Genomic DNA, 24,505 nt, shown 5'->3' with positions numbered 1-24,505 from the left:
CAACAAGGAATTGATCAAAATGGTCCGGCAACCCACAACAGCATCACTGTCACCAACCATCAGAATTCCACTCCCCGAGACTTTGATCGCCCAATACTATACTGATGGCACCTACTGAACGAACGGATATGGATTTGCGGGATCAGGATGGCCGCTTTTGCGCCTATGCCAACCCTGTGGCCCGCGGGTTCCTTCCTCGGGGACATTCGTACGCCTGCCGGCGCCCGAAACTCTTCACGACAGCCGACCGTCCGCCAGGGGCACACTAACACTAAGAAGCGGACATAAAGAGCTCTGGCCACCATGGTCAGGGCGGCAGCCAAGCCTGAGTTTTTCGCAAACCGCCAGCGCTTGTTCCGGCGGGGGGGGCGATGTCAACATAGCCCTGGCTCGTGGCTACGAAAGCCCGTATCCGCGGTTTTTATCGATGGGGTTCATATGACAACAGAAGCCGCCCAGATTAGTGCAACCCTGCTGTTGTTTGCCGCCATGATCGTGCCGTGGATCACGCGAAGATGGCCGCTCTGGGCGAGAGCCGCGTGGCGGGTGGCTGTGTTCATCGCTCTCACATATACGGTGCTGCAAATGGCAGGCTCGCCGCTTGCGCCGCAATTTGATGCCGCCCAGCCTGGCGACCGAGTGTGGCAGCAACTCATTGAGATCGGATGGTGGCTCGCTGCCGCCCAATGCGCGATCGGCATTGTCCGGTTGTTGGTGGTCTTCGAGACTAAGCCGCGAGAAACTCGGATCGTTTCCGATCTGATGGCTGGTGTCATCCATCTGCTGACGCTCTTCGCCGTTATCAATTTCGTCTTTGCCGTGCCGGTAGGTGGCCTTCTTGCCACCTCCGGCGTCATCGCGATCGTCTTGGGCCTGGCACTTCAGAGCAGCTTGTCGGACGTATTCTCCGGGGTCGCCGTTGGGACAGAGCGCCCGTATAGTCCAGGCGATCTGGTCTGGGTGGAAGGCGGGATCGAAGGCCGCGTCGTGCAGGTAAACTGGCGTTCCACACATATTGCCACGCTGAACGGGGACGTAGCGATCGTCCCTAATAGCGTGATGGCGAAGGCCCGTCTGGTAAACCACAGTTTGCCGACGAAAGTTCGCCGCGTGTCGATCACAGTGAAGGTCGCAGCAAACGAACGGCCCGATCGTTGCATGGCGGTCCTGAACGCGGCAGTCAAAACCTGCGTGTTGCTATCGGCGACGCCGCCTCCAAGCGTCGCCCGCAGCGAGCTTCAGGGCGACGGCGTTGCCTACGACATCAGCTTTACCATTCCCAGCATCGAAGTGTTCGTCGAGGCCCGCACCGAACTGCTAGGCCACATCCAATCCCATCTTCGCCACGCAGGCATTGCGCTCGCCGTTCCGGGCGTCCCGATCCAAGGGCGCTTGCAAGTTCCAACCGCAGTAACCCTCCTCGAGGAGTCAGACTGGTTCGGAGTCCTCGCCGATGCTGATCGAAGTCTCTTAGCGGACCAACTGGTCGAAGTGTGGTTCGCCGCTGGGGACCAGCTTATGAAGCGCGGTGACGATCCGAAAGTGCTCTTCATCGTGGCATCGGGCACCGTCGAGATCACCGATGGTCTGCCCGGTTCGACCGAAGTAATCTTCCGACTGGGTCCTGGTGGCAGCCTTGGGGCAATCGGCATGATCACAGGTACACCCTACGCAGCAACGGCTACTGCATTGACGCCCGTGACCGCTTACCGCCTCGACAGAAAGGGCGTAGGGGACGCTATTGCGGCGCGCCCGGATCTGGTCAAGAGCCTAGAAGTGTTGGCTCGCAGAGGGCAGGAACTGAACCGCAGGGACGTGGTTGCGCGCCAGGCCGACTATGCTGAACCGCCCGAGATGTTTCTGTCGAAGCTTCGTAGTTTTCTGCGAAAAATTTCTGAGAGCCCGCGCGACGAAGACCAACGGCGACACCGCTCGTAACCTCGCCAGAGCATCCTCGGCGCCGTCCCGACCTTCGTGGTGGGTCCATACCCGAAATTCGAGAATGCTGAACAAAATTCGGGAGCACGCCAACAAGCAGAAATCGCATGAGCTTGATCTCCACTATGGAACCTCGGCATAGCGGATGATGCTCTGATTTTGTACGTTGGCGACTAATTCATCAGAACGAGACAAAAATCGGCGGAGCAAAGGTGAGGAATTTGAATCGTTGTATCCTAAGGTGAGATCAATTGTCGGAGGCACACCCTCAAGTGCTCTAGCAACGACATTTGGCGTCAGCATATTTTGCGCATAAAGCGGAATGAGCGTTATTCCACCCGTAGACACGACGAGCGACATTGCTGATGGTAGGCCTTCGCCTTCGTACTCTGCCTTGAGTGTGATCCCAACGTTCGACGCGTAATCTTGGATCACGGATTGCAATACGGGAGAAATTCTAGCCGAACTGACGTAAGTTTCGCGGGCAAGGTCCTGCGGCCGGATCTTTTTGCGCGACGTCAAGCGATGGTCCGCCGGCAGCACGGCGATCAGTGGCTCCTTGGCTAAAAACTTGAAGGACACACCAACACTCTGCGTCTCGGGGCGAAGGAAAGCGACGTCCAGCTTGCCTCGCATCAGTGCCAGAGCAAGGTCCGGGGAAGACTGACTGGACAATATGATTTCAACCTCCGGCGCTTCCTCGCGAATGATGCGCAATGCATGGGGTAGCCACACGACCTCTTGCCCTGCGAGAAAACCGATAACGAACGACTGCTTTTCCGGCCGTTCTGCCCGCCGGGCCCCTTCCGCAGCCGCCTCGACTTGCAATAACGCCAGCCGCGCGTGATCAAGAAACACTTTACCGGCGGCGGTGAGCGTCACGCCGCGCGACTGCCGTTCCAACAGTTTTACGCCGACTTCGGTTTCCAGATCGCGAATTTGCCTGCTGAGTGAGGGCTGGGAAGTGTGAAGCCGCCGCTCTGCTGCGGTCAGTAAGCTTCCCTCCTCCGCAACAGCAACAAAATAGCGCAAATGCCTCAGTTCCATCGGGCCCTCGCTATACCTTTAAGGCATAGCTCGAACGTACAAGGTATTTGCCCTTGATAAAAGGGGGTTTTAATTAACGTCGCGATTTCGAGATCTAATCGAACGCGCTTCATCGGAGTATTTCGCAACCAGCTCTGTCCAATCGGAGAGGAAACGCTAAATGTCTAAAAGCCTATTGTAGTAGCGCGTGGAAGAATGGCTCTAATTGATTGATTATGATCTTCAAATGAATGTTTAACGAGGCAGATGGAGCGACTCAATGCCTACAATCACTACCACGGACGGCGTAAACATCTTCTACAAGGACTGGGGCTCAGGCCAGCCGATCGTTTTCAGCCACGGTTGGCCGCTGACAGCGGACGACTGGGATGCCCAGATGACGTTCTTCCTTCAGCACGGGTATCGGGTGATCGCCCACGACCGGCGCGGCCACGGCCGGTCCGACCAGCCCAGCACCGGCAACGACATGGACCACTGGGTTGCCGACCTCGCGGCCCTGACTGAACACCTCAACCTGCGCGACGCGATCCATATCGGGCACTCCACGGGTGGCGGTGAGGTAGCTCGCTATGTCGCCCGCCACCCGGAGCGGGTCGCGAAGGCGGTACTAGTCGCTTCCCTGACGCCGAACATGTACCGGAGCGAGAACAACCCGTCCGGTCAGCCGCCGGAGTGGTTCGAAGCGATCCGCGCGGGCGTGCTGGGCAACCGGGCGGAGTTCTACCGTTTCGTCCCTGAGAACCCGTTCTACGGTTACAACCTCGATGGGGCCAAGCCTTCGGAGGCAATCATTGCGAACTGGTGGCGCCAAGGCATGGCCGGCGGTGCCCTCGCTCACTACGCGACTGTCGACTCTTGGCTGGAAGATTACACCGAAGACCTCAAGAAGATCATCGTGCCGGTGCTGGTGATGCATGGCGAGGCCGATCAAGTCGTCCCGTTCGCAAGTTCTGTGCCGCGTGCGGTCGACCTGCTCAAGAACGGGTCGCTGAAGACCTATCCGGGCTACCCCCATGGCATGCTGACCACACATGCAGATGTCCTCAACCCCGACCTGCTCTCGTTCATCAGGTCTTGACGACATCGACCGGACCGCGGCCTTCACCCAACGTCGGCCGGACGATCTGTCACCCGGCAGTGCCGGGTGACACCTGTCGCCATCGACATGCCAGCATGGTTGGCGTTGCTGCCGTCTTTGAGTTTTATGGCGCTCAGCTCGATGGCAGCTTTTGGGACACTGAACATAGTGTCTGAACGGCTGAATTGGGGGGGCGCAAAGTTGCCATTTAAAAGCCGTGCTCGGTGGAGCGGTAGGCCGCAAGTGGTACATTCCTTTAATGGAAGATCCGGCTCTTCACCTTGAGCTGATCAATATCAAGGTCCGGAACGAAAATGTCCCTCGGTGTTGGCGCTGCCGGGTCTCTGCCGGACGAGGACGAGGCCAGCGGTCATCAACCAGCGACCATCCCGTGCGTTCATAGCTTGCGCGCAAGTGACGATCCGGCGCTCCGTCAGGGTCTTCCGAAGGAAGGCGACGGGGTGTTCGCGTAGCGTCAACCCGACATGACTGTAGTCCTGGACACGTTGCCCTTCCGTCATTTGACGGAGGACGACCTCAGGTTCCTGCTGCTCGGCGATCGCGCATGGGATTCCGGGAATCCATAGCTGCCGAATCCTTCAAGCTGGCTGAACGTCTTCTCGGCAAACTCGGCCGCGTACGCCACGCAAATGCCTCGGCTATCGAACACCTGACGTTTTCGTTTGAACGCAAGAGATCATGCTGGAGGAGACCGAGGTGACGCGCGGTTTGGCCGGTCGCTATGTCGACACCTACGCTTATGCGGATAGTCGCCTGGATGTGCGGTGGAAGGGATATTCCCTGCCCCTATACACGCCCATGTTGCACTTGGCATAAAGTGTCCTGTTTCTGCAAAGTTGGAGATCGTCCGCTGGCGGGCGGCAGGCACAGCGTTGATGTTGACTTGACCAAATTAACCTTCGCGCACGAAAAGCTGAGGGCGCGGCCGCAAGAAGCTCTGGCGGCCATTTTTCCAGCCCGTGACCGCGGGCGCTATGATCGCAACGGCATCGGCAGCCGACGAGGCGTCGAAGAGGACGACATCTGCGGCGTTGCCGATTGCAACGCCGTAGCCCTCGGTTCCTAGGAGGGTGGCAGCCTGCGTCGTGGTCATAGCGAAGACGCCGTCGAGGCCATCGGCGGTGCCGATCTGGGCGATGTTAGCGTAGAGATTGGCCATACGCATCAAGCTGACGTCGCCGAAGGGCGTGAATGGGTTCAGGACATTGTTGGTGGAGATGGTTGTAACGACGCCGAGCGCTGCCAGGCGGTGGGCGGGCGTCACGCCGCGCGGGATGAGATGGGTCGAATTACGGCCGGTCAGGAAGAGATCCGTGGACGGCAGGACGGTTAATGCGATACCGGCCTCGGCAAGACGGCGGCCGATCGTCTCCAGCTCTTCCGGTGGCAGTGCCGAGAGCTTGGTGACATGGCCGACCGAGACGCGTCCCTGGTAGCGGCGCGCGACAGTCTCGGCGATGACAGTCGGAAGATTAGATCCTGAGGGGTCGAGGTCGAAATCGAGGTGGAAATCGACGGCGACGTCGTGGCGCATGGCGAGGTCGAAGATGCGGCGGATGTGTTCGGCGGGCTCCGGATCGGTGTAGGGGCAGCCCCCCACCAGATCGGCACCTGTCCTCAGCGCCTGTTCCAGCATCGCCTCCGTTCCCGGATCGTTTGTTAGGCCCTCCTGGGCAAAGGCGCAGATTTCGATGTCGATAAGGCTGGTATAGTCGGCCTTTAGATGCTTGATCGCCTCGAATGAACGGAAGCCGGCGCGGGGGTCGATTTCGACAAAGGTGCGCAGCCGGTTCGTGCCGTTGAGGACTGCCTTTTCGACCACTGCAGCAGCACGGGCATAGACGTCTTCCTCGCTAAAGGCGGCCTTGGCCCGGGAGGTTTCGCTGACAGCCTCCGCGAGCGTCCCGGTGCAGAGATTGCAGCGGCTGATGATGCCAGCCTTATCGAGGTGGATGTGGGTTTCGATAAGACCGCCGCAGGCGAGTTTCCCCCCCGCATCATAGTGCGGTGCGTCGCAGACGAAATGAGGCGCGATCGCCGCGATGCGGCCCGCCTCGAAGGTGATGTCCGTCGGTTCGATCATGCCCGGCAGTCGGGCATTGCGGATGACAAAATCGATCGCCATGGGGCCTCCTCAAACCGACAGAAGAAAATTGCGGGCGACGCGGTTGTGATCGGCGATCAGCGCCTCGATATCGACGGCCGCAGGCATGCCGTCGGTGACGCGCCATTCGCCCGCGATCATGACGCGATCGGCCGTCGTGGCGCCGCAGAGCACCAGGGCGGCGAGCGGATCGCCGGCGCCGGAGAAACGCAATTCATCAAGCTTGTAGAAGGAAAGGTCCGCCTGATGGCCTGGCGCGATCGTACCGATATCGTCGCGGCCGAGCAGCCTCGCGGAGCCGGCGGTTCCCCAGCGCAGCGCGTCCAGATGAGTGACGGCTTCGGCGCCATAGGTCAGCCGATTCAGCATCAGCGCATGGCGCACGCTTTCCATCAGGTTGGAATTGTCGTTGGAGGCGGAGCCGTCAACGCCGAGACCGACCGGCACGCCTGCGGCTTCCAGCTCACACGTGCGGCACATGCCCGATGCAAGCACCATGTTGGAGGTTGGGCAATGGCAGATGCCGACGCCGTGCCGGCCGAGTTCGGTGATCTCGGCATCGTCGAAATGGATGCCGTGGGCGAGCCAGGTGCGTGGGTTCAGCCAGTTGCAGCGATCTAGGTATTCAACGGGTGTGCAGGCGAATTTGCTGCGGCAGAATTCGGCCTCCGCTCTTGTCTCGACCAGATGGGTGTGGAGCCGGCAATCGTAGCGTTCCGCCAGTGCCGCCGTTTCGCGCATCAGCTCCAGCGTGACGTCGAACGGCGCGCAGGGCGCGAGCGCTACCTGCGTCATCGCCCCTTCGGAGCGGTCGTGATAGTGCAAAAGCACACGCTCGCTGTCGGCCAGGATCACGTCGTCGTCCTGCACGACATTGGCCGGCGAAATGACGCCCTGCTGGTCTTTGATGTTGAGGCTGCCTCGCGTCAGCGTGATACGCATGCCGAGGCGAGCTGCCTCCTCGGCTTCGACATCCATCGCGTCTTCGAGGCCAGCGGCGTAGAGATAGTGATGGTCCGAGGTGGTGGTGCAGCCGGAAATCAGTAGCTCGGTCAGCGCCAGACGGACTGCAAGGCGGAAGGCTTCGGGCGTCATATGCGTCGCCCAGACCGGATAGAGCGCGCGGATCCATGGCCAGAGCGACTTGTTGATCGCGGCCGGATGGGCGCGCGTCAGCGTTTGGAACATATGGTGATGGGTGTTGACGAGACCGGGGATAACGACGTGCCGGCCGGCGTCGAAACATGCATCGACGGGGGCCGCAGGCTGCCGGCCGGCCGTGATCAGCTCAACGATACGGCCATTCTCGACGACGATGCCGCCCTCCGCGCCCTCGGCCATGATGGCGAGCGGCGATTGAATCCAGAGACGACCCTTCATCGACAATGCTCCCATGCGCCATACATTGACGGAAAAATCAGACGACCAGCCGGCCGTTGCGGGCGATGATGGCGCCGCCGCGGAAAACGGTGCGATCAAGAGGACGGGCGGCAACGGCTTCTGCCAGAGACGCGGCAGGCAAGATGACAAAATTAGCAGGCGAGCCCGCCTGGAGCGGCCCGACAGGGCGGCCGAGGATCTCGGCCGGCGCCTCCGTCGCAAGGCGGAAGGCCGCAGCCAGATCCTCATCCGCACGGAAATCCTGGCGATCGCAGAGAATGCCGACGCGCTCGAGCATGTCTCCATTGCCGAAAGGCGACCAGGCGTCGCGGATATTGTCGTTGGCGCAAAAGAGCCGGACGCCGGCGGCGGCAAGCCGCTTGACCGGGGGCATGGGCACGGGCCCCGGGGCGCTGGTCATGATCGCCACGCCCGACCTAGCGAGTGCCGCGGCAGTACTGCCGAAATCGGCATCTTCCAACTCGCCCAGGCAGAAGGCGTGGCTGACGACCACCTTGCCTTCGAGGCCGAGTGCGACCGTGCGGTCGGCGATCTGGCGAAGCTCGAAGGCGCCGAGTGCGCCGCCGTCATGCAGATGAATATCGAGCCCAACCCCGTATTTGCCGGCGATGGCGAAGATCGCATCGAGATGGCCGGTTACGTCGTTGTCAATGCCGGCGGGATCGAGGCCGCCGACGAGATCGGCACCGGCGGCAATCGCCGCATCTAACAGCCCCGCGGTGCCGGGATCGCGCAACACGCCGGATTGCGGGAAGGCAACGGTCTGGATATCGACGAGATGACCATGGCTCTGTTTCAATGAAAGCACCGCCTCGAGGCCCTTCAGGCCAACTTCGGTATCGATGTCGACGTGGCTACGCACGGAGAGCGTGCCGTAGGCGGCGAGCCTTTCCAAAAGGGCACCACCACGGACTTCGATAGGCAGAGCCACCGTGCGCCGCAGAGATTTCTCCGTTTCGATGCGCATGGCGACCGTATCGCCCGGGATATGTGGGATGAAAGGCAAGCCGATCAGTGTCTTGTCGAGGTGAATATGGCCGTCGACGAAGGGAAGGCTGAGCAGGCCGCCTGCAGCATCGAAACGTGGCACTGCAGCAAAGCCGATGCCGGCCGCCACATTCGGACCGATCGCGGCGATCCGGTCATTTTCAAGAATGAGCGAAACGATCTCGCCGGCTTCGGTCCTGGCGTTTTCGACTACGAGGCTCGGCGTCATCTATTCTTCCATCATCCGCTATGCAATCAGCCCGACCCTGCGTGCCGCGACGACGCGATAGAGCGGATCCTTCCACACCTCTTCCTCCTGCAGGGCGGAAAAGACAAGGCTGACGTCGTGTTCGTCGTCCGAAGCAATCGCGGCGCGTTTGATCTCTGCCCAGGCGGGCGCTTGTCGGCTGCGCATTTCTTCTAGTGCCTCGGCGGTGGGGAGTGCTGGAAAACCGATCTTCGGCACCAGCGAGGCGATCACCTGCCAGAAGGCACGATAGAAGGGCTCGGCATTTTCCAGGTGCGGAGACACGAGGCGCAGCCAATGCATGCCGGTGACGGAATGGAGCGCGGAGAAATCCATGGTTCCGGCGAAGAGAGCAAGCGAGGTCGCGGCCATGCGGCGTGGTGTATCGGCGCTGAAAGCCAGGCGGTCGACGACATGGCGGAAGCCCGGAAGTGCGGCGACGGCGCGGATATTATGCCAAAGCAGATCGGTTTCAGGCTCGTAGCTGCGGATGCCTTCGATATGGCCGACATCGACAAGCACCCTCGCCGGATCGTCCGTGTCCGGAGCGGTACCGGTCGCGGGAGGAAGGGGCAGGTAGCAGGCCGCCCAATAGCCGAGCGCGGTGCCGACCTCCTCGTTGTCCTTCTTAAGGACACCATAGGCAAGACGCATCAGCGGATGTGTGGCGCTGCCAGCAAGGCCGTTCACCATGGCAGGCAGATAGGTGCGGATTACGGCACCGATACCGAGGCGGCGGGTTTCGCCGATGAAGAAGGCACGGTAATCCGCCTCGCGCGCGCGATCGCCAAGCGCCTCGTCCCAAGCTGTCCTGATAACAGGAGCAACCGGGGGCGGCATCGGCGGAAGCTTGTTGCCCTCGCGATACTGCTCGTACCACTGTTCCAGCCGTTCCGGCGAGGCGCCGAGGCGATCAAGCGCGATCAGCACCATCGGAACGTGGTTGGCGAGCAGATAGGGAAATTCGACGCTGTCCTCGCGTGCCCGCGAAAGGATGGTCTCCAATCCCGAAAATTGAAAAGCGGCAGCCCTGCTCATGCCAAAACCTCCCTTGATGTCGTGACGTCCTCGTCTATGCCAGGATCGAAATGCGGTTCGTCATAGGCGGCCAATGCTTCAAGATACCGGTTGGAGTCCTCGATGAACAGCGCTTTCACCAAAGCGCCGACGATGCGCGGCACGCCGTATTTGAGACCGGTGACGCCATTGCTGATCGGGCCGAGGCTCGCCAGCGCGCCGGCATTGAACATATGGATGCGCGAGACCCAGCCGGCTTCGGCATGTCTTGGCATAAGTTCGAAACCAGGGCCGAGATAGGGATGGCCGGCAAGCATCGCATTCTCTTCTCCCTGCGGCGGCTGGAACCGGTCCTTCCAAACTGCAGTGGCCTCGATGAGGCCGACAAGCTCGGGTCTGAGCGCGAAATTGATCTCGTAACCGGTGCCCAGCAGAAGGTGATCTGCGTGGAAGATGCCATTTGCAGTCGTCAGCCTGATCTTGCCGCCGTCCATCGAGAGTTCGCGGACGCCGCAGCCGAGCTGCATGATAAAACCAGGGTGGCGGCAGGCCCGGTCATACTGTTCCTGTGTCGGCGGCACCTTGAAATTGAAGTAGAGATGGGCGAAGCGCCAGCGCTCCAGATCCGGCAGGTCGGCGAAATGGCCGAGGAAACCGGGAAAATTGGTCCAGGCGAGAACCTCCGTACGCGGCAAATCGGCGCTACGCGCAAACATGGTCACCTCTCGGGCTCCGGTCTCCAGGGCCGCCACCGCCCAGTCGAAGCTTGATGTGCCGCCGCCAAGAATCGCGACATCTCTGCCCCCGAGAAAATCGATAGAGATCGGCTCATTGCTATGCGTCCAGGCCGATTTCGGCAGCGCCCTGACCATCGCGGGTATCCGTGGGCCGCCGCAGCCGTCGATGCCGGTCGCCATCACAAGGTGGCGGCAGGTCATCGTACGGCTTGTGCCGTCACCCTTTGTCAGCGTGAGAGCAAGTCCGCCCTCCGTCGGATCTATCGACGAAAGCATCGTGCTGTTTTCGACGTCGATGCCGACAGTCCCTCGAAACCACATAAGATACGCCATCCAATCCTGGCGGCTGACCTTGTCGAGCGCGTCCCAGGCGTCGGCGCCATTCAGCGCCTCGTACCAGGAGCGCAGCGTCAGGCTCGGGATGCCGAGGTCCGGGCCTGAGAGATACTTCGGCGAACGCAGGGTCTGCATGCGGGCGCAGGTGATCCAGGGGCCTTCGCGGCCCTCTTCGCTCTGATCGATCACATGAACGGACCTGATACCGCGCCGCTTCAGGGCGAAGGCGATTGACAGGCCGGAGAGGCCGGCGCCACAGATGACGACCGAATGGAGGCCGTGGCGGTCTTCGTCGACTAGCTTCGGCCAGTCGGCGCAAAGCGCTTCCACGCGCGCCATCTCATCATGGGCGCGAAGTTCCAGCGCCCTCAAGCGCTCGTCCGGCGTTGTCTTCATGAATGTGCAGCTCGTGCGCGTTGGACTGGGCAGTATAGACGCGCAGGGAATGATCAATCCCCTGCCATTTTTTAAGCAACGCGCACAAAATATGGACATTTATGCGCGAATATGTTCTAATTTGTGATTTTTAATGTTTACGATTTTTTGTCAAGTGCGCTTGAGTGCGATTTTGTTTGATGTATAGTGCCCAAGTCAATTAAGAAAGGGGAGCAAACATGAAATCGCTCAGAAGTCTCACACGAAAATTGGCGATCGCGGGCTTCGTCTCGGTCGCATTTGTGGGCTCCGCCATCGGCGCTGACAAGAAATACGAAGGCATCACGCTCACGCTTGCCTCCCAGAACGATCAGTTCGCCGCGGTTCTGGCTGCCATCGCCCCCAAATTCACCGAGGAGACGGGCGCCACCGTCAAGGTCGATATTCTCGACTATGGCTCGTTGCTGACCAAGACGACGACGGATTTCGTGGGCGGCACCGGCGGCTACGATCTCGTGACGATGGATATAGTCTGGGCCGGCCAATATGCCGAAAACAAATACACCGTCGACCTCACCAACTGGATGAAACGCGACGCCGCCGAACTGAAGCTCGACGACATCTATCCGACGCTTCTCAATGCGCTTGGCCATTGGGGCGACAAGCAGGTCGCCTTTCCCTTTGCCGGTTATGCCAACGTGCTTGCCTATCGCAAGGATCTCTTCGACGCCGCCGGCCTGAAGGCGCCGACCACGATGGAGGAAATGGTGGCGGCTGCCTACAAGCTGACCGACCCCAGCAAGAATATCTACGGCTTCGTCGCCAACGGCCAGAAAGGCCCGGCGGTCGCACAGGACTGGATGCAGTACAATACCGAGATGGGCGGTGCGATCCTCGGCTCCGACGGCAAACCGGCACTGAATTCGGAAGCCAATATCAAGAGCCTGACCGTCTACAAGGATCTCTTCATGAAAGCGGCACCTCCCGGCGCCGTTAGTTATGACTGGGGCGGACGTGAGGAAAGCTTCCGCCAGGGCATTGCCGCGAGCATGCAGACATGGTCGGTCGGCGCGCCCGGCTACTATGATCCTGCGATTTCCAAGATCGTTGATAAGGTGGCGATCACAACGGCGCCGCGCGGCGCAGGCCTGCCGAAGCTCTACGGCATTGGCGGCTGGGGCATGGCGATCAACGCCGGCATCAAGGACACGCAGAAGGAAGCCGCATGGGCCTTCATCAAGTGGCTGGTCAGCCCGCCGGTACACAAGGAATTCAACATGATGGGCGCCGGCAGCTTCCTGCGCAAGAGCGAGATGACTGATCCCGATCTGCTAAAGAAGTTCCCCTTCCTGCCTGTCATCGCCGAGACATTCGAGCATGGCGACGGCGAATATCGTCCGCGCATCCCGCAATATCCCGAGATTCAGGACCTGCTCGGCACCGCCGTGAACGATGTGCTCGTCGGCAATGCCGATCCGAAGAAGGCGCTCGACGCCGCCCAGGAAGCCGCTGCGAAGCTCTTCTGATAGCGGTTGACAAAACAATCTCCTCCGCTGGGGCCGCGGCCTAAGTCGCGGCCTCGCCGTTTCCAGACATTGATCCGATGCGCCTCAGGCCTCATGATTGGGCGAGCTCCCGGGCTCGATCCCGGTAGCGCGCATCGAACCAGGAACCTGATGGACATGACGTGACCCTATCCCTCACTTCCGCGCTGAAGCCCTCTGCGGCCTTGAGCGTTTCCTATCTTGAACGCAGGCGGCTGTTCTTCACCCTGATGACGCTGCCGGCCATCATCTATGTGCTCGTCATCGGCGTCTGGCCGCTGGCGCAGGGCATCTGGTTCAGCCTTTACGAATACAATCTGCTGAAGCCGGGGCGAACGCATTTCGTCGGGCTCAGCAATTATGTCGATCTTCTCTTCGACGCTGTGACGCGCGGGGCTTTCGTCAATACCGTCATCTTCACCGTCGGCGCCGTGACTGTCGAACTGCTGCTCGGCTTTGCCATTGCGCTGGCGCTCTGGCGCGACGACCGCTTCAACCGGATCTGCCTGGCATTGATCCTGATTCCGGTGACAATCACGCCGCTGGTGGTCGGGCTTATTTTCCGGGCACTGCTGCTCGCCGACTACGGGCTCATCGGCTATTATCTCGCCGAGTTCGGGATTTCCGATCCGCGCGGCCTTTTCGCCAATCCGAGCTCGGCGCTGGCGACCCTTATTTTCGTCGATATCTGGGAATGGACGCCGCTGGTGGCGCTGATCCTGCTTGCGGGCCTGAAGGCACTGCCGGGCGATATTCTCGAGGCATCGGAAGTGGATGGAGCAACGGCGCTACAACGTCTGAGAATCATCATCATTCCGCTCATGCTGCCTTCGATCCTTCTGGCGCTGACGCTGCGCACCATCGACGCCTTCCGGGTTTTCGACAGCGTCTACGTGACGACGGGCGGTGGACCGGGCAATGCAACCAACACGCTGATGCTGCATGCAGTGAAGCAGGGACTGGAATTCTTCAATATCGGCCGCGCCTCGGCGATATCAAACCTGACGCTGATCTGCATCGCCGTGATCGCGGCAGGCTTCATCCTGTTGATCCGCAAGGCGGACAGAAAGGCGAACGGGCGATGAGCACGCGCACCCTCAGCCGCATCGGCGAGCGCGGCTTCATCCTTGTCATGCTCGCCTTTTTCCTGCTTCCCTTCCTGTGGCTGGCATCGACCGCCTACAAGCCGTCACGCGACATCTTCTCGATCCCGCCGAAACTGACTTTCGTGCCGACCTTCGAGCAGTTCGCGACGGTGTTCCGTCTGTTCGACGTCTGGAGCCTCGTGTCTTCGAGCCTGCTGATCGCCGGCGGTTCCGTCGTCCTGTCGCTGCTGCTCGGTGTGCCCGCGGGCTATGCGCTGGCGCGTTCGACCAGTCGCTACGCTATTGCCGTTGCCTATTTCTTCATGGCGATCCGCATGGTGCCCGCGGTGGCAGCACTGATCCCCTTCTATCTGATGATGCGTGACATCGGGCTGCTCGGCAGCTGGATTGCCGTCGTCCTCATCAACGCGATGCTGAACTCGGCCTTCGTCACCTGGATGATGTTTTCCTATTTCCGCAGCCTGCCGAAGGAGCTGGAAGAAGCGGCGCTGACGGATGGATGCACGCTGTTCGGCTCGTTCTGGCGCGTGGCACTGCCGGCGGTTCGCTCGGGCGTCGTGGCCTCCACCCTTTTCTGCCTGATGTTTTCCTGGAACGACTTCCTCTATCCCATGTTCCTCACCCGGCTCGATTCCAAACCGATCTCAGTGGCGCTGCTTTCAGCCTATGGAACGAAGGACATCACCTGGGGCACGCTCGGCGCACTGGCGCATTTCTCGACGATCCCGATCGTACTGATCGTTCTCTTTCTCAACCGCTATTTCGTGCAAGGTCTGACGAAGGGCATTCATTAGATCCAAATGACAGCATGGCGTCGTGTGAAAACCGCTCGCACGTGTCAGCATCATGCTCCGCTCAGGCGCGCAGCGCCGCTTCGGTCGCGGCATCGAATACGTGGATGCGGGCGGGGTCGGCGGCAAGCGACAAGCGCTCGCCGATCTTCACGCGGCTGGTGCCGTCAATGATGACGCGCAGGCGCGGCGCCGACAGCGTCACGTCATCCTCCTCGGCCGAAAGCGACTTCAACCGGTCGGCAGCCTCGACATCGACATGGACGAGCAGGTTGGCGCCGAGATCCTCGACGAAGGCAACAGTCCCAGCCAAACCACCCGTATCGACCGGTCGGAAAGCTTCCGGACGGATGCCGAGCACGACGGCGCGGCCGGCGGCGGAGGCGATACGCGGCCGCTCGGCGAGCACCTCGCCCGAAAACAGAATGGAGGTCTGGCCGAAGCGTGCCTCGGGGCCGCTCTCCGTCGCGAAGAGCTCGACCGCCAGCAGGTTCATCGCCGGCGAGCCCATGAAACTTGCGACGAAGAGATTGGCCGGCCGATCATATAGGCTACGCGGCGTGCCGAGCTGCTGCAGAACACCGCTCTTCATCACGGCGACGCGATCACCCATGGTCATGGCTTCGACCTGGTCGTGGGTGACATAGACCGTGGTGATGCCCGACATCTTCTGCATGCGGGCGATTTCGGCGCGCATCTGGCCGCGAAGGCGAGCATCGAGATTGGAAAGCGGTTCATCCATCAGGAATGCCTGAGGGCTGCGGGCAAGCGCCCGCCCCATGGCGACACGCTGGCGCTGGCCGCCGGAGAGTTGAGCAGGCTTGCGGGCGAGATAGTCCTCGAGCTCCAGGAGCTTCGCTGTCTCCTGCACCTTGCGGCCGATTTCGGCCTTGTCGAGGCCGCGCACACGAAGGCCGAAACCGATATTCTCGGCGACCGTCAGATGCGGGTAAAGTGCGTAGGACTGGAAGACCATGGCGATATCGCGATCGCGCGGGGCAAGATCGTTGACGACAGCGCCGTTGATCGTCAAGCGGCCATCGGTGATTTCTTCGAGGCCGGCGATCATGCGCAGCGCCGTCGATTTGCCGCAGCCGGAGGGACCGACAAGGACCAGGAATTCGCCGTCGCGGATGGTCATGCTCAGATTGCGGATTGCCGCATAACTATCGCCGTAGCTCTTGCTGATCTGGTCGAAGACGATTTCAGCCATGCTCTTTCCTTGCTGAACAGAAGGCCTGTGGATCCTGCGGATCAGGTCGTGTAGACGCCGCCGGTGACGTTGACCCCCTGCCCGGTCATGAAGCGGGCAGAATTCGAGCAGAGGAAAACGACCACATCGGCCACATCCTCAGGCGTTTCCAGCCGTCCGAGCGGCGTCTGCGCGATATAATCCGTAACGACGCGCTCGGGCGTGACGCCGCGCAGGCTTGCCTCCCAGGCGATCTCGCGCTCCTGCATGCCGGTCTTGACGAAACCTGGGCAGACGGCGTTGACGCGGATACCCGAAGGCGCAAGCTCGCGGGCGAGCGCCTGCGTCCACCCGAGCACGGCAAACTTGCTGGCGGAATAATGAGCGAGCAGCGGCGCGCCGATCTTTGCCGCAAGTGAGGCGGTGTTGACAATGACGCCGGTGCCTGCGCTCGTAAAACGGCGGGCGGCAATCTGATTGGTCAGGAAGATGCCGCGAATGTTGACGTCGAAATTATAGTCCCACTCCTCGTCGGTCAGCTCCAACGCATGCTGCATGGTGGAGACGCCAGCATTGGCGCAGAGAATATCGTACCCCCCCATCTTCTCCGCCACCTCGGAAAATGTCGCTTCGACGGAGGCGCGCTTGCGAACGTCGATCGCATGCGCGGTGGTGCCGTTGCCGATCTCGGCAGCCGTCCGTTCGGCGGTAGCCAGGTCAATGTCGCAGATCGCCACCTGGATCGACTGGCGGGAGAGCGCGGTCGCGATCGCACGTCCTATCCCCGCCGCACCGCCGGTTACGATCGCACGCTTGCCGGATAGTTCTGGAAAGCTCGGAGATTGCATGCCGCCCTCATAGAATAGAAACATCGCCGATCATATATCAACAAAACCATACACAACAAGAGAAATTTATGTTTGAATTTGTTCGAGTCATTCGGTACATAGTAAGCAACAATCAGACAGCCACGAGCTGCGGCTGCGGGAGGATGAGAACGTATTATGGACGCGGAACAGCAGATGGTCGCCGCAGCGGAAAAACCGAAGGTTCTGGCCCAGGTGCGGCATGCGCGCATCCTGGAGGCACTGGCGCGCAAAGGCGCGGTCTCCGTCAGCGATGTCGCCTCCCAGCTTGCCGTTTCCGAAATGACCGTCCGCCGCGACCTGATTGAACTCGAAAAGGACGGCAGGCTGGTGCGCACGCATGGCGGAGCGGTGCGTAGCGGCAACGCCCTCGAGCCGATCGTCAGCGAAACGGTCGATCGCGAGGAACCGACATTCGAATCCCGGCTGACGCGCAATGCCGCCTCGAAGCGGACAATCGCGATGGCGGCGGCAGGCGTTGCTGCCGGTGCGCGCACCCTGGCGCTCGACGTTGGCACCACCACCTATTTGCTGTCCGGCCTGCTGCTCAACCAGCCGCATACGAAGATCTTCACCAACAGCGTGCGCAACGCCATACAGCTAGGCACCGGTTTCGGCGAGGTCTACCTGCCCGGCGGGCGCATGCGCGGCGAGGAAATGGCAATCAGCAGCCAATCGGCCGTCTCGCAATTCGAGGAGCTCTGGTTCGACATCGCCTTCGTCGGCGTGTCCGGGATCACGGCGCAGGGAATCTATGACTATTCCTTCGAGGACACCGACATGAAGCGGGTCTATCTGCGCCGCGCGACGCAGAAGGTGGTGCTTTGCGATTCCACCAAGTTCAAGCGCATGTCGCTGGTGCATATCGCGCCGCTACAGCAATTCGACATGCTGATAACCGATGCCATGCCGCCGACCGACCTTGCCGATGCGCTCGCCGCCGCCGGTGTCGAGGTGCGAATAGCGCCCGAGGAGCAGCCGCTGCTTTGATTTAGCCTTTCCGGTATCCGTCCCCGGCGGATGCCCTCCACTCGATTCCTCTTCAGGGAGTTCTCACATGGTCTTCGACTTTTTCGGCACAAAGAAGAAGGCGGTCATCGCGATGGCGCATATCGGCGCCCTGCCCGGCTCGCCCGCCTATGACGCCGCCGGCGGGCTCACCAAGCTCGTCGAGGACGTGCTTTGCGATATCGAGAAGCTGCAAGCCGGCGGTGTCGACGCGATCATGTTCGGTAACGAGAACGACCGGCCTTACGTTTTTCAGGCGCCGCAGGAAGGGCTGGCGGCGATGACCTCGATCGTCGAGCGGGTGAAGCCGCATCTGACCGTGCCGTTCGGCGTCAACTATCTCTGGGATCCCTCGGCAAGCGTTGCGATCGGCGCGGTGACGGGTGCGAGCTTCGTTCGCGAGATATTCACCGGCGTCTTCGCCTCCGACATGGGCATCTGGCAGCCGGATTGCGCCAGGGCGTCGCGGCTGCGGCACAGTCTCGGCCGCGACGAGATGAAGATGCTCTTCAACATCAACGCGGAATTTGCACATTCGCTGGACCAGCGCCCGATTGAACTCAGGGCGAAGAGCGCCATATTCTCGTCGCTCGCCGACGCCATCCTGGTTTCGGGGCCGCTGACTGGACAGGCAGTCGATCAATCGGACCTGAGGCGCGTCTGCGAAACCGTCAAGAACGTTCCTGTCTTTGCCAATACCGGAGTCAACAAGGATAATGTGCGCGACATATTGAGCGTTGCCAGCGGCGTCATTATCGGCACGCATTTCAAGGTGAACGGCAATACGTGGAACCCCGTCGACAGCGACCGGGTAAAGCGCTTCATGGAGATCGTCGAGACGCTGCGCTGAAGGAACCGCCATGTCCATCACGCTCGGCCTCGATATCGGCACTACCTCCACCATCGGCATCCTGATCGAGCTGCCGAACCGCGTGCTCGGGCTCACCTCTCGGCCTTCGACACTTCATTCGCCGCGGCATGGCTGGGCCGAGGAAGACCCGGCGCAATGGTGGGCGAATGTCTGCGAGATCGTCATGGAACTGATTGCAACGAGCGGGATCGAGCCCAGACAAATTTCGGCCGTTGGCGTGACCGGAATGCTGCCGGCCGTCGTCCTGCTTGATGACGCCGGCGGGGTGCTGAGGCCCAGCATCCAGCAGAGCGACGGGCGTTGCGGCGAGGAAGTCGAGGAACTTAAGGCCGAGTGGGATGAGGCGGATTTTCTCGCCACAGCGGGAAACGGTATCAACCAGCAGCTGGTGACAGCAAAACTGCGCTGGATCGCCCGACACGAGCCAGAGACCTTCGGTCGCATTGCCACGGTTATGGGGTCTTATGATTTCATCAACTGGAAACTGACCGGCAAAAAGGCGATCGAACAGAACTGGGCGCTGGAAGCGGGCTTCGTCGATATTAATACCGGCAATCTCGACGACGAACTGATCGGCCTTGCGAGAATTCGGCGGGATGCCATTCCTGGGAAGGTGGTGTCGCATGAGGTGCTTGGCGATGTGACGGACGAAGCCGCCAAGGCGACAGGGCTTGCAGTTGGAACGCCTGTTATCGGCGGGGCAGCCGACATGATCGCGTCGGCTTTCGGCGCGGGCATCAACAAGGCGGGCGACGTGCTGCTGAAATTCGGGGGTGCCGTCGATATTCTGACGGCGACGGATGTCGTGCGGCCCGACCCTCGCATGTTCCTCGACTATCACCTGGTGCCGGGGCTCTATATGCCGAACGGCTGCATGTCGACCGGCGGCTCGGGGCTCAACTGGTTCATCAGCACCTTTGCCGGACGCGAGGAGATCGCCGCAAAGGCAGAAGGAATACCCGTGCACCGCTATCTTGACCGGCTGGCCGCGGCATGCGCGCCCGGCGCGGACGGGCTAACGATCCTGCCTTACTTCCTCGGCGAGAAGACACCGATTCACGATGCCGGCGCGCGCGGACTGATCGAAGGACTGACGCTTTCGCATCATATCGGCCATCTCTGGCGGGCGATGCTGGAAGCCTATGCCTATGCGCTGCGCCATCATATCGACGTGCTGAACGATATCGGTCACCCGACGACACGTTTCATGGTCTCTGACGGAGGATCGCAGAGCCGGATCTGGATGCAGATCGTTTCCGACGTGCTGCAGCAGCCACTACAAGGTTTGACCGGCCATCCCGGCTCCTGCCTCGGTGTTGCCTGGGCAGCGGCGATCGGCGCCGGACTGACCGAAGACTGGTCCGGTGTGACCGCCTTTGTCGGGCGGGGTGAAAGGATCGTGCCCAATCCCGACAATGCGGCAGTTTATAACGTGGGCTATCGGACCTATCGTTCGCTCTACAGACCATAGACGCAGCGGAATTTAAGCGCGATGATACAGGCAGACCAGGCTCCGACGAGGCAGGCGGCCGGACGCGGCGGCATGGTAACAAGTCCGCATGCGCTGGCGAGTGAGGCGGGTGCGGCGATCCTGCGGGCCGGCGGCAATGCGCTTGAGGCTGCGATCGCCATCGGCAGCACGATTGCAGTCGTCTATCCGCATTTCTGCGGACTTGGAGGCGATTCTGTCTGGCTCGTTGCCGATCGTAGCGGGCGAAAGACATGTTTTCTCGGCATTGGGCAGGCGGCGCGGGAATTGCCGGATTTCGACGAGAGCATCCCGCTGCGCGGTCCGCTTTCGGCGCTGACCTCGGCCTGCGCCGTCGATGCCTGGCGGCATGCGCATGACTATTCCGCGCGGCACTGGAGTGGAAGGATCGATTTTGCTGCCCTGCTTGCTGATGCGATCCGCCATGCGAAAGAGGGCTTTCCGATCACACGCTCGCAGAGTTTCTGGCTTGCCTTCCGGGAGGCGGAGGCCGCCAACTGGCCGGGCTTTGCCGCGCTCTTCATGCCAGGTGGCGCGGCGCCGGAAACCGGCAGTCTGTTCCGGCAGGAGAATTTGGCGTGGTCGCTGTCGCTGATTGGCCGGGATGGACCACGTTCCTTCTACCGGGGCGAACTCGGCGCGAGGGTCGCGGCGGGGCTGAAGGCTGCGGGTTCTCCGCTGACCAGCGACGACCTTGACGCGACCCAAACGCGCGAGGTCGCACCCATCAGTCTCTCCTATCGCGGATTCGAGCTGCTTGCGCCGCCGCCGCCAACACAGGGTCTGTCGACGCTGGCGATCATGGGGATTCTCGCCCATTTCGATCTTGCCGCCCATCAGGCCGGCAGCGCCGACCACCTGCATCTCTGCGTAGAAGCCGTCAAGCGCGCCTTCCTCGACCGCGGCGGCATTGCCGATCCCGATGTCGTGCCGCAGCCGGTGACGGAATGGCTGAGCGCACAGCATCTTGCGCAGGCGGCGGCCTCCATCGATCCCGTGCGCGCACTCGCGTGGCCGGCACCCTTTCGCAGCGGCGATACCGTGTTCTTCGCCGCAACCGATGCTGAGGGCGGCAGCGTCAGCGTCTTGCAGAGCACCTATTTCGACTGGGGGAGCGGAGTGGTCGTCGGCGATACGGGTATTCTGTGGCAGAACCGCGGGGCAGCCTTTTCGCCCGATCCCAAGCATGTCAATGGCATCGCACCCGGCAAACGTCCTTTCTATACCTTGAATCCCGGTCTTGGCCTGCGCAGCGGCAGGCCGGCTTTGCTCTACGGCACACAGGGCGCCGACGGGCAGCCGCAAACGCTTGCGATGGTGTTGACCCGACTGATCGATTTCGGTGAGGAACCTGCAGTAGCGTTGGCTGGCCCACGCTTTCTGCTTGGGAAGACCTTTTCCGACAGCAGCGACAGTCTGAAGCTAGAAAGCGATACCGGCGAGGGCGTTTTTGCCGAACTAGCCGCAAGAGGCCATGCGGTGTCGCCTATCGAGGCGAAGAGTCCGCTTGCGGGGCAGGCAGGGGCCATCGCCATCGACGAGGACGGCCTGGCGACCGGTGCGCATGACCCACGTGGCGACGGATTGGCGATCGGAATCTCTTCCGGCGACATTGATCGATGAAGAACAAGATTTCTTTAAGAGGATAGATCTCTGGGTGAGCCGAAGGGTGTTCCTCACCCCGCCCCCGCTCCTTCCTTGCAACCCGGACAGCCGGGCGGATCGGGGGTCGGCGACGCCAGAGGTGCCGAGTGCGTTTCTAACTGGCTGGCGACGTCGCGCCTCTAATCAGCTTTGACACGGTATGTAGCACGGTGGGTACATTCCATTTCCGCATGCGCGGTGCCAAGCCTTCACTTTGGAGTTTGGGAAGTCTCGCTGCTATTTGCAGCTGACGATCCGTCGCCTCCTTGTCGAAGCGCAAGGTACCGGGCAACGAGATGGCGGGCAATGCAGCGCTCCACGCCTCGGCACTCCGTCACAGACTGAGAAATAACGGAGACGTCCAGATGCGTGATTGGTCGGTCTGCCGTGCGGTGATGAACAACGGATGCTCCCGTCCCTTCGCAAGTTGCAGGGCGGCGATGCCGATTTCTCCTTCCAGATCGCGTGGCAACGACTTCTCGGTAATGCATTCCAGGGAAATCCGGAGTTCGACGCCGAGAATATCCAGGTTGATCGCGCCGGAGGCGAGCAGTTCGGCGCCTGAGACCGAAAGGTTGATTGACGGCGCATCGATGTGCGGCGGCGGCTGTAGTGGATCGCCAATCTTGACATAGCCATAAAGATCGGCGCGGACTTCGATCCGGCTGCCGACAACGTCCGAAAGCGACAGTTCGACGCCGTCCACGTCGCCATGGGTCGCTGACCGAAAACCTATGGTCGTCGCATCCCTTCGCCAGGCGCATTGTTCGGGATGGTCAAATCCTACGCCGCGGTGGCCAAGGAGCGCTGCGCCGGTTACGGCTATCTCGCCTTCCCAATAGGCTGCACGGTAGCGATCCTTGATCCGCGCGCCGCCGAACCGCAGACGCACGCGGCGATTTGAAAACCCGGCCTCCTCATGCAGGTTCCGTGTCCATATCAGGCGATCCGCGTCATAGAGGCTCATCTCTTCCCACCCCTTGTCGCCCAGCAGGCGATAGACAAGTGGCTGAGCAGGATCGGCGGCAACGACTTCGCCCATCCAGCTTTGGCCGAGACGCAAACTCGCAAAGCAGCGTTCGCCCGTCGTGGCGAATGTACGCCGCGCGCGCAGGGCCTTCCCGATCGAAGCGCGGTCCAGAGTTTCGGCAAAGACCCCGGTCAGGCCACCACGTGAGCCGAATGCTGCCGTCGCCGGTGCGCCGCCGCCACAGCGGCCCTGATGTTCGTCGCTGGCGGCAGACGCCCCAAGCCGATGCCCGCGGCTTAGTGCATCCACATAGTTCCAATGGAATTGTCCCCAGGCCGACGAGATTTCGGTCAGGCGTTCGAGCTCCGGGTGATGCCAATCGAAAATGCAGCGTCGGCCGCCGACATGCGGGATCATCAAATGGCCCTCGGGATCGTCGGCATAGGCCGCCCAGAGCTCATCAACCGGCCAAACCCCCGGCCGAATCGTGCCAGCGGTGAATTCGTTCCACTCGAAGGAGCGCACGGAGCGGCCCTCGTCGTCGAAAGGGAACCGGGGCTTGCCGTCCCTCAGGAAGACGACGTTCCGGTCTCCGCCGGCGGCAGAATTGCCGCACCATTCGGTGCCGGGATAGCAGACGAAACGTCCAGGCTCGTTCAACTCGCCGATCAGTCCGACCGCTTCATTCCACTTCGCTTCGGTGATGTTGAAATCATTGACTGTATAGCCGACGATATCGAGACCGGCGATGTCGCGACCATAGCTGAGATTATAGTAGGTATCATTGGTGCCGACCGTGTCCTCGGAATGGACGTGGAGATCGGCATAGTAGAGATGATATCCGCCTTTCAGCGGCTCGACCTGGACATAGGCAATCGCCGGCTCAACCTGAACGCCGTCAGCTTCGGCTCGCAGCCGCCATTCGCCGTTTTGCCCGAACGATAGCGCTATCTCCGTAGCTGCCCAGCCTTCCGACGCGAAAGCCAGCCTCTCTTCCCGCGTGCTGCCATCCGGGCAGCTCAAAATCACGCGACCGTCGATCACCCGGTCGCGGCAGGTATTTCCCCATATGTCATCGACGCGTGCGAGAACGCGGACAGGCTGCCGTGGTTCGGCGAGGCGGGGCGCGATGAGGTTGATCGCGTGCGGCGTGCCGGGAACGATATCGATGGCGCAATCGCCTGGAACTTCGGCGAATTTCGAGCTGCCGAGCGGATCGATGAACATCCGGAAGCGGAAGTTCTTCTCGACGAAAGTTTGCGCCCGCGTGCCGGCACCACCCTGCCGCCGGTCGCCGAGACGAATGATGATACGATCACCCGGATTGAGATAGCCGTCGACCACATCGATGATGATTGCCTTCTGGAAAGGACGCTCATGTCCCTTCTGATCGAAGCGGACCTTCAACCCCCTCACCGTCGCCGGACTCTGGCCGGAAAACGGGGCGGCCGCATGATATTCCGCCGAGACATAATTGGCGCCAGTTGGATCGGAGGTCTGGAAAAGCGCCCAGTCGGAATAGAATTTGAAGGCTAGCTTCAACCACGCGCCATCGGCAAGCCCGACCGCACCGATTTCGTATACCAGGCTCAACTCTGTCCATTCGCCCGCGGTCAACGTCTTGCGATCACAGCTCAGCCGGCCAAGAAACGGTAAGGATTTGATATGATCGGAAAGACCGCTTGGGGCACCGGCGTCCCGTGCCGCCGGCTGGCGGTTCGAATTCGTTAACATAG

18 protein-coding genes and 2 pseudogenes are annotated in these 24,505 nt (G+C 61.2%); 10 read left to right on the top strand and 10 right to left on the bottom strand.

What is annotated here, in order from left to right:
* The first annotated feature begins 438 nt into the window (after positions 1-438).
* A complete protein-coding gene (locus tag EFB14_RS21870; protein WP_164737560.1) occupies positions 439-1,938 on the top strand; it encodes a mechanosensitive ion channel family protein in 1,500 nt (499 codons plus the stop codon).
* Between the two features lie 123 nt (positions 1,939-2,061).
* Here the strand turns inward: EFB14_RS21870 and EFB14_RS21865 are convergent, their stop codons facing one another.
* Entirely contained in the window at positions 2,062-2,985 is a 924-nt protein-coding gene (locus EFB14_RS21865) for a LysR family transcriptional regulator (RefSeq protein ID WP_125844464.1), read from the bottom strand.
* Positions 2,986-3,244: 259 nt separating this feature from the next.
* On the opposite strand from EFB14_RS21865, the gene EFB14_RS21860 reads away from it, so the two are divergent.
* Positions 3,245-4,063, top strand: coding sequence for an alpha/beta fold hydrolase (locus EFB14_RS21860; RefSeq protein ID WP_126828857.1), 819 nt, complete (start codon positions 3,245-3,247; stop codon positions 4,061-4,063).
* Positions 4,064-4,392: 329 nt separating this feature from the next.
* On the opposite strand, the pseudogene EFB14_RS21855 reads toward EFB14_RS21860, so the two are convergent.
* Positions 4,393-4,626, bottom strand: a pseudogene (locus tag EFB14_RS21855) (hypothetical protein); the annotation flags it as partial.
* Between the two features lie 107 nt (positions 4,627-4,733).
* Here EFB14_RS21855 and EFB14_RS21850 point away from each other — a divergent pair.
* A pseudogene (locus tag EFB14_RS21850) lies at positions 4,734-4,870 on the top strand (ISNCY family transposase); the annotation flags it as partial.
* Between the two features lie 106 nt (positions 4,871-4,976).
* Here EFB14_RS21850 and EFB14_RS21845 read toward each other — a convergent pair.
* From EFB14_RS21845 to EFB14_RS21825, 5 genes are read right to left on the bottom strand one after another with little or no spacing between them, the layout of a single operon-like run.
* Positions 4,977-6,209 carry an amidohydrolase family protein gene (locus EFB14_RS21845; RefSeq protein WP_126828856.1) on the bottom strand — a complete coding sequence of 411 codons (1,233 nt, stop codon included), beginning with the start codon at positions 6,207-6,209 and terminating at the stop codon, positions 4,977-4,979.
* 9 nt (positions 6,210-6,218) lie between these two features.
* The gene (locus EFB14_RS21840) at positions 6,219-7,568 is read right to left on the bottom strand and encodes an 8-oxoguanine deaminase (protein ID WP_125844458.1); all 1,350 of its coding nucleotides are present in this window, start codon (positions 7,566-7,568) and stop codon (positions 6,219-6,221) included.
* Between the two features lie 37 nt (positions 7,569-7,605).
* A complete protein-coding gene (locus tag EFB14_RS21835; protein ID WP_126828855.1) occupies positions 7,606-8,805 on the bottom strand; it encodes an amidohydrolase in 1,200 nt (399 codons plus the stop codon).
* 18 nt (positions 8,806-8,823) lie between these two features.
* Positions 8,824-9,861, bottom strand: a complete 1,038-nt coding sequence (locus EFB14_RS21830) for a questin oxidase family protein (RefSeq protein WP_126828854.1) — start codon at positions 9,859-9,861, stop codon at positions 8,824-8,826.
* On the bottom strand, positions 9,858-11,309 hold the full coding sequence (locus EFB14_RS21825) for an NAD(P)-binding domain-containing protein (RefSeq protein ID WP_126828853.1): 1,452 nt from the start codon (positions 11,307-11,309) through the stop codon (positions 9,858-9,860). The genes EFB14_RS21830 and EFB14_RS21825 overlap by 4 nt, the downstream gene beginning before the upstream one ends.
* Before the next feature lie 218 nt (positions 11,310-11,527).
* On the opposite strand from EFB14_RS21825, the gene EFB14_RS21820 reads away from it, so the two are divergent.
* The 3 genes from EFB14_RS21820 (at position 11,528) to EFB14_RS21810 (ending at position 14,732) form a co-directional block, all read left to right on the top strand.
* Positions 11,528-12,814, top strand: coding sequence for an ABC transporter substrate-binding protein (locus tag EFB14_RS21820; RefSeq protein WP_125844450.1), 1,287 nt, complete (start codon positions 11,528-11,530; stop codon positions 12,812-12,814).
* 161 nt (positions 12,815-12,975) lie between these two features.
* Positions 12,976-13,917 carry a carbohydrate ABC transporter permease gene (locus EFB14_RS21815; RefSeq protein ID WP_126828852.1) on the top strand — a complete coding sequence of 314 codons (942 nt, stop codon included), beginning with the start codon at positions 12,976-12,978 and terminating at the stop codon, positions 13,915-13,917.
* Complete coding sequence (locus EFB14_RS21810) at positions 13,914-14,732, top strand: carbohydrate ABC transporter permease (protein WP_125844446.1); 819 nt, start codon at positions 13,914-13,916, stop codon at positions 14,730-14,732. The genes EFB14_RS21815 and EFB14_RS21810 overlap by 4 nt, the downstream gene beginning before the upstream one ends.
* Positions 14,733-14,793: 61 nt before the next feature.
* Here the strand turns inward: EFB14_RS21810 and EFB14_RS21805 are convergent, their stop codons facing one another.
* Together EFB14_RS21805 and EFB14_RS21800 are read right to left on the bottom strand one after the other, a co-directional pair.
* Complete coding sequence (locus EFB14_RS21805) at positions 14,794-15,942, bottom strand: ABC transporter ATP-binding protein (RefSeq protein ID WP_126828851.1); 1,149 nt, start codon at positions 15,940-15,942, stop codon at positions 14,794-14,796.
* Between the two features lie 41 nt (positions 15,943-15,983).
* Positions 15,984-16,769, bottom strand: a complete 786-nt coding sequence (locus tag EFB14_RS21800) for an SDR family NAD(P)-dependent oxidoreductase (RefSeq protein WP_125844442.1) — start codon at positions 16,767-16,769, stop codon at positions 15,984-15,986.
* 156 nt (positions 16,770-16,925) lie between these two features.
* Between EFB14_RS21800 and EFB14_RS21795 the strand changes: the two genes are divergently transcribed.
* From EFB14_RS21795 to EFB14_RS21780, 4 genes are all read left to right on the top strand, one after another.
* Positions 16,926-17,777 carry a DeoR/GlpR family DNA-binding transcription regulator gene (locus tag EFB14_RS21795; RefSeq protein ID WP_126828850.1) on the top strand — a complete coding sequence of 284 codons (852 nt, stop codon included), beginning with the start codon at positions 16,926-16,928 and terminating at the stop codon, positions 17,775-17,777.
* Positions 17,778-17,844: 67 nt separating this feature from the next.
* Entirely contained in the window at positions 17,845-18,645 is an 801-nt protein-coding gene (locus EFB14_RS21790; RefSeq protein WP_126828849.1) for a BtpA/SgcQ family protein, read from the top strand.
* 10 nt (positions 18,646-18,655) lie between these two features.
* On the top strand, positions 18,656-20,137 hold the full coding sequence (locus EFB14_RS21785) for an FGGY-family carbohydrate kinase (protein ID WP_126828848.1): 1,482 nt from the start codon (positions 18,656-18,658) through the stop codon (positions 20,135-20,137).
* Positions 20,138-20,209: 72 nt separating this feature from the next.
* Entirely contained in the window at positions 20,210-21,778 is a 1,569-nt protein-coding gene (locus tag EFB14_RS21780) for a gamma-glutamyltransferase family protein (protein ID WP_126828847.1), read from the top strand.
* A gap of 355 nt (positions 21,779-22,133) precedes the next feature.
* Here the strand turns inward: EFB14_RS21780 and EFB14_RS21775 are convergent, their stop codons facing one another.
* Complete coding sequence (locus EFB14_RS21775) at positions 22,134-24,503, bottom strand: DUF3604 domain-containing protein (RefSeq protein ID WP_126828846.1); 2,370 nt, start codon at positions 24,501-24,503, stop codon at positions 22,134-22,136.
* Between the last annotated feature and the right edge of the window lie 2 nt (positions 24,504-24,505).

Source organism: Rhizobium fabae, assembly GCF_003985135.1.
GTDB lineage: Bacteria > Pseudomonadota > Alphaproteobacteria > Rhizobiales > Rhizobiaceae > Rhizobium > Rhizobium pisi.
The sequence above is the reverse complement of the archived record's forward strand: the minus strand, read 5'-3'. Positions and strand labels throughout refer to the sequence as shown.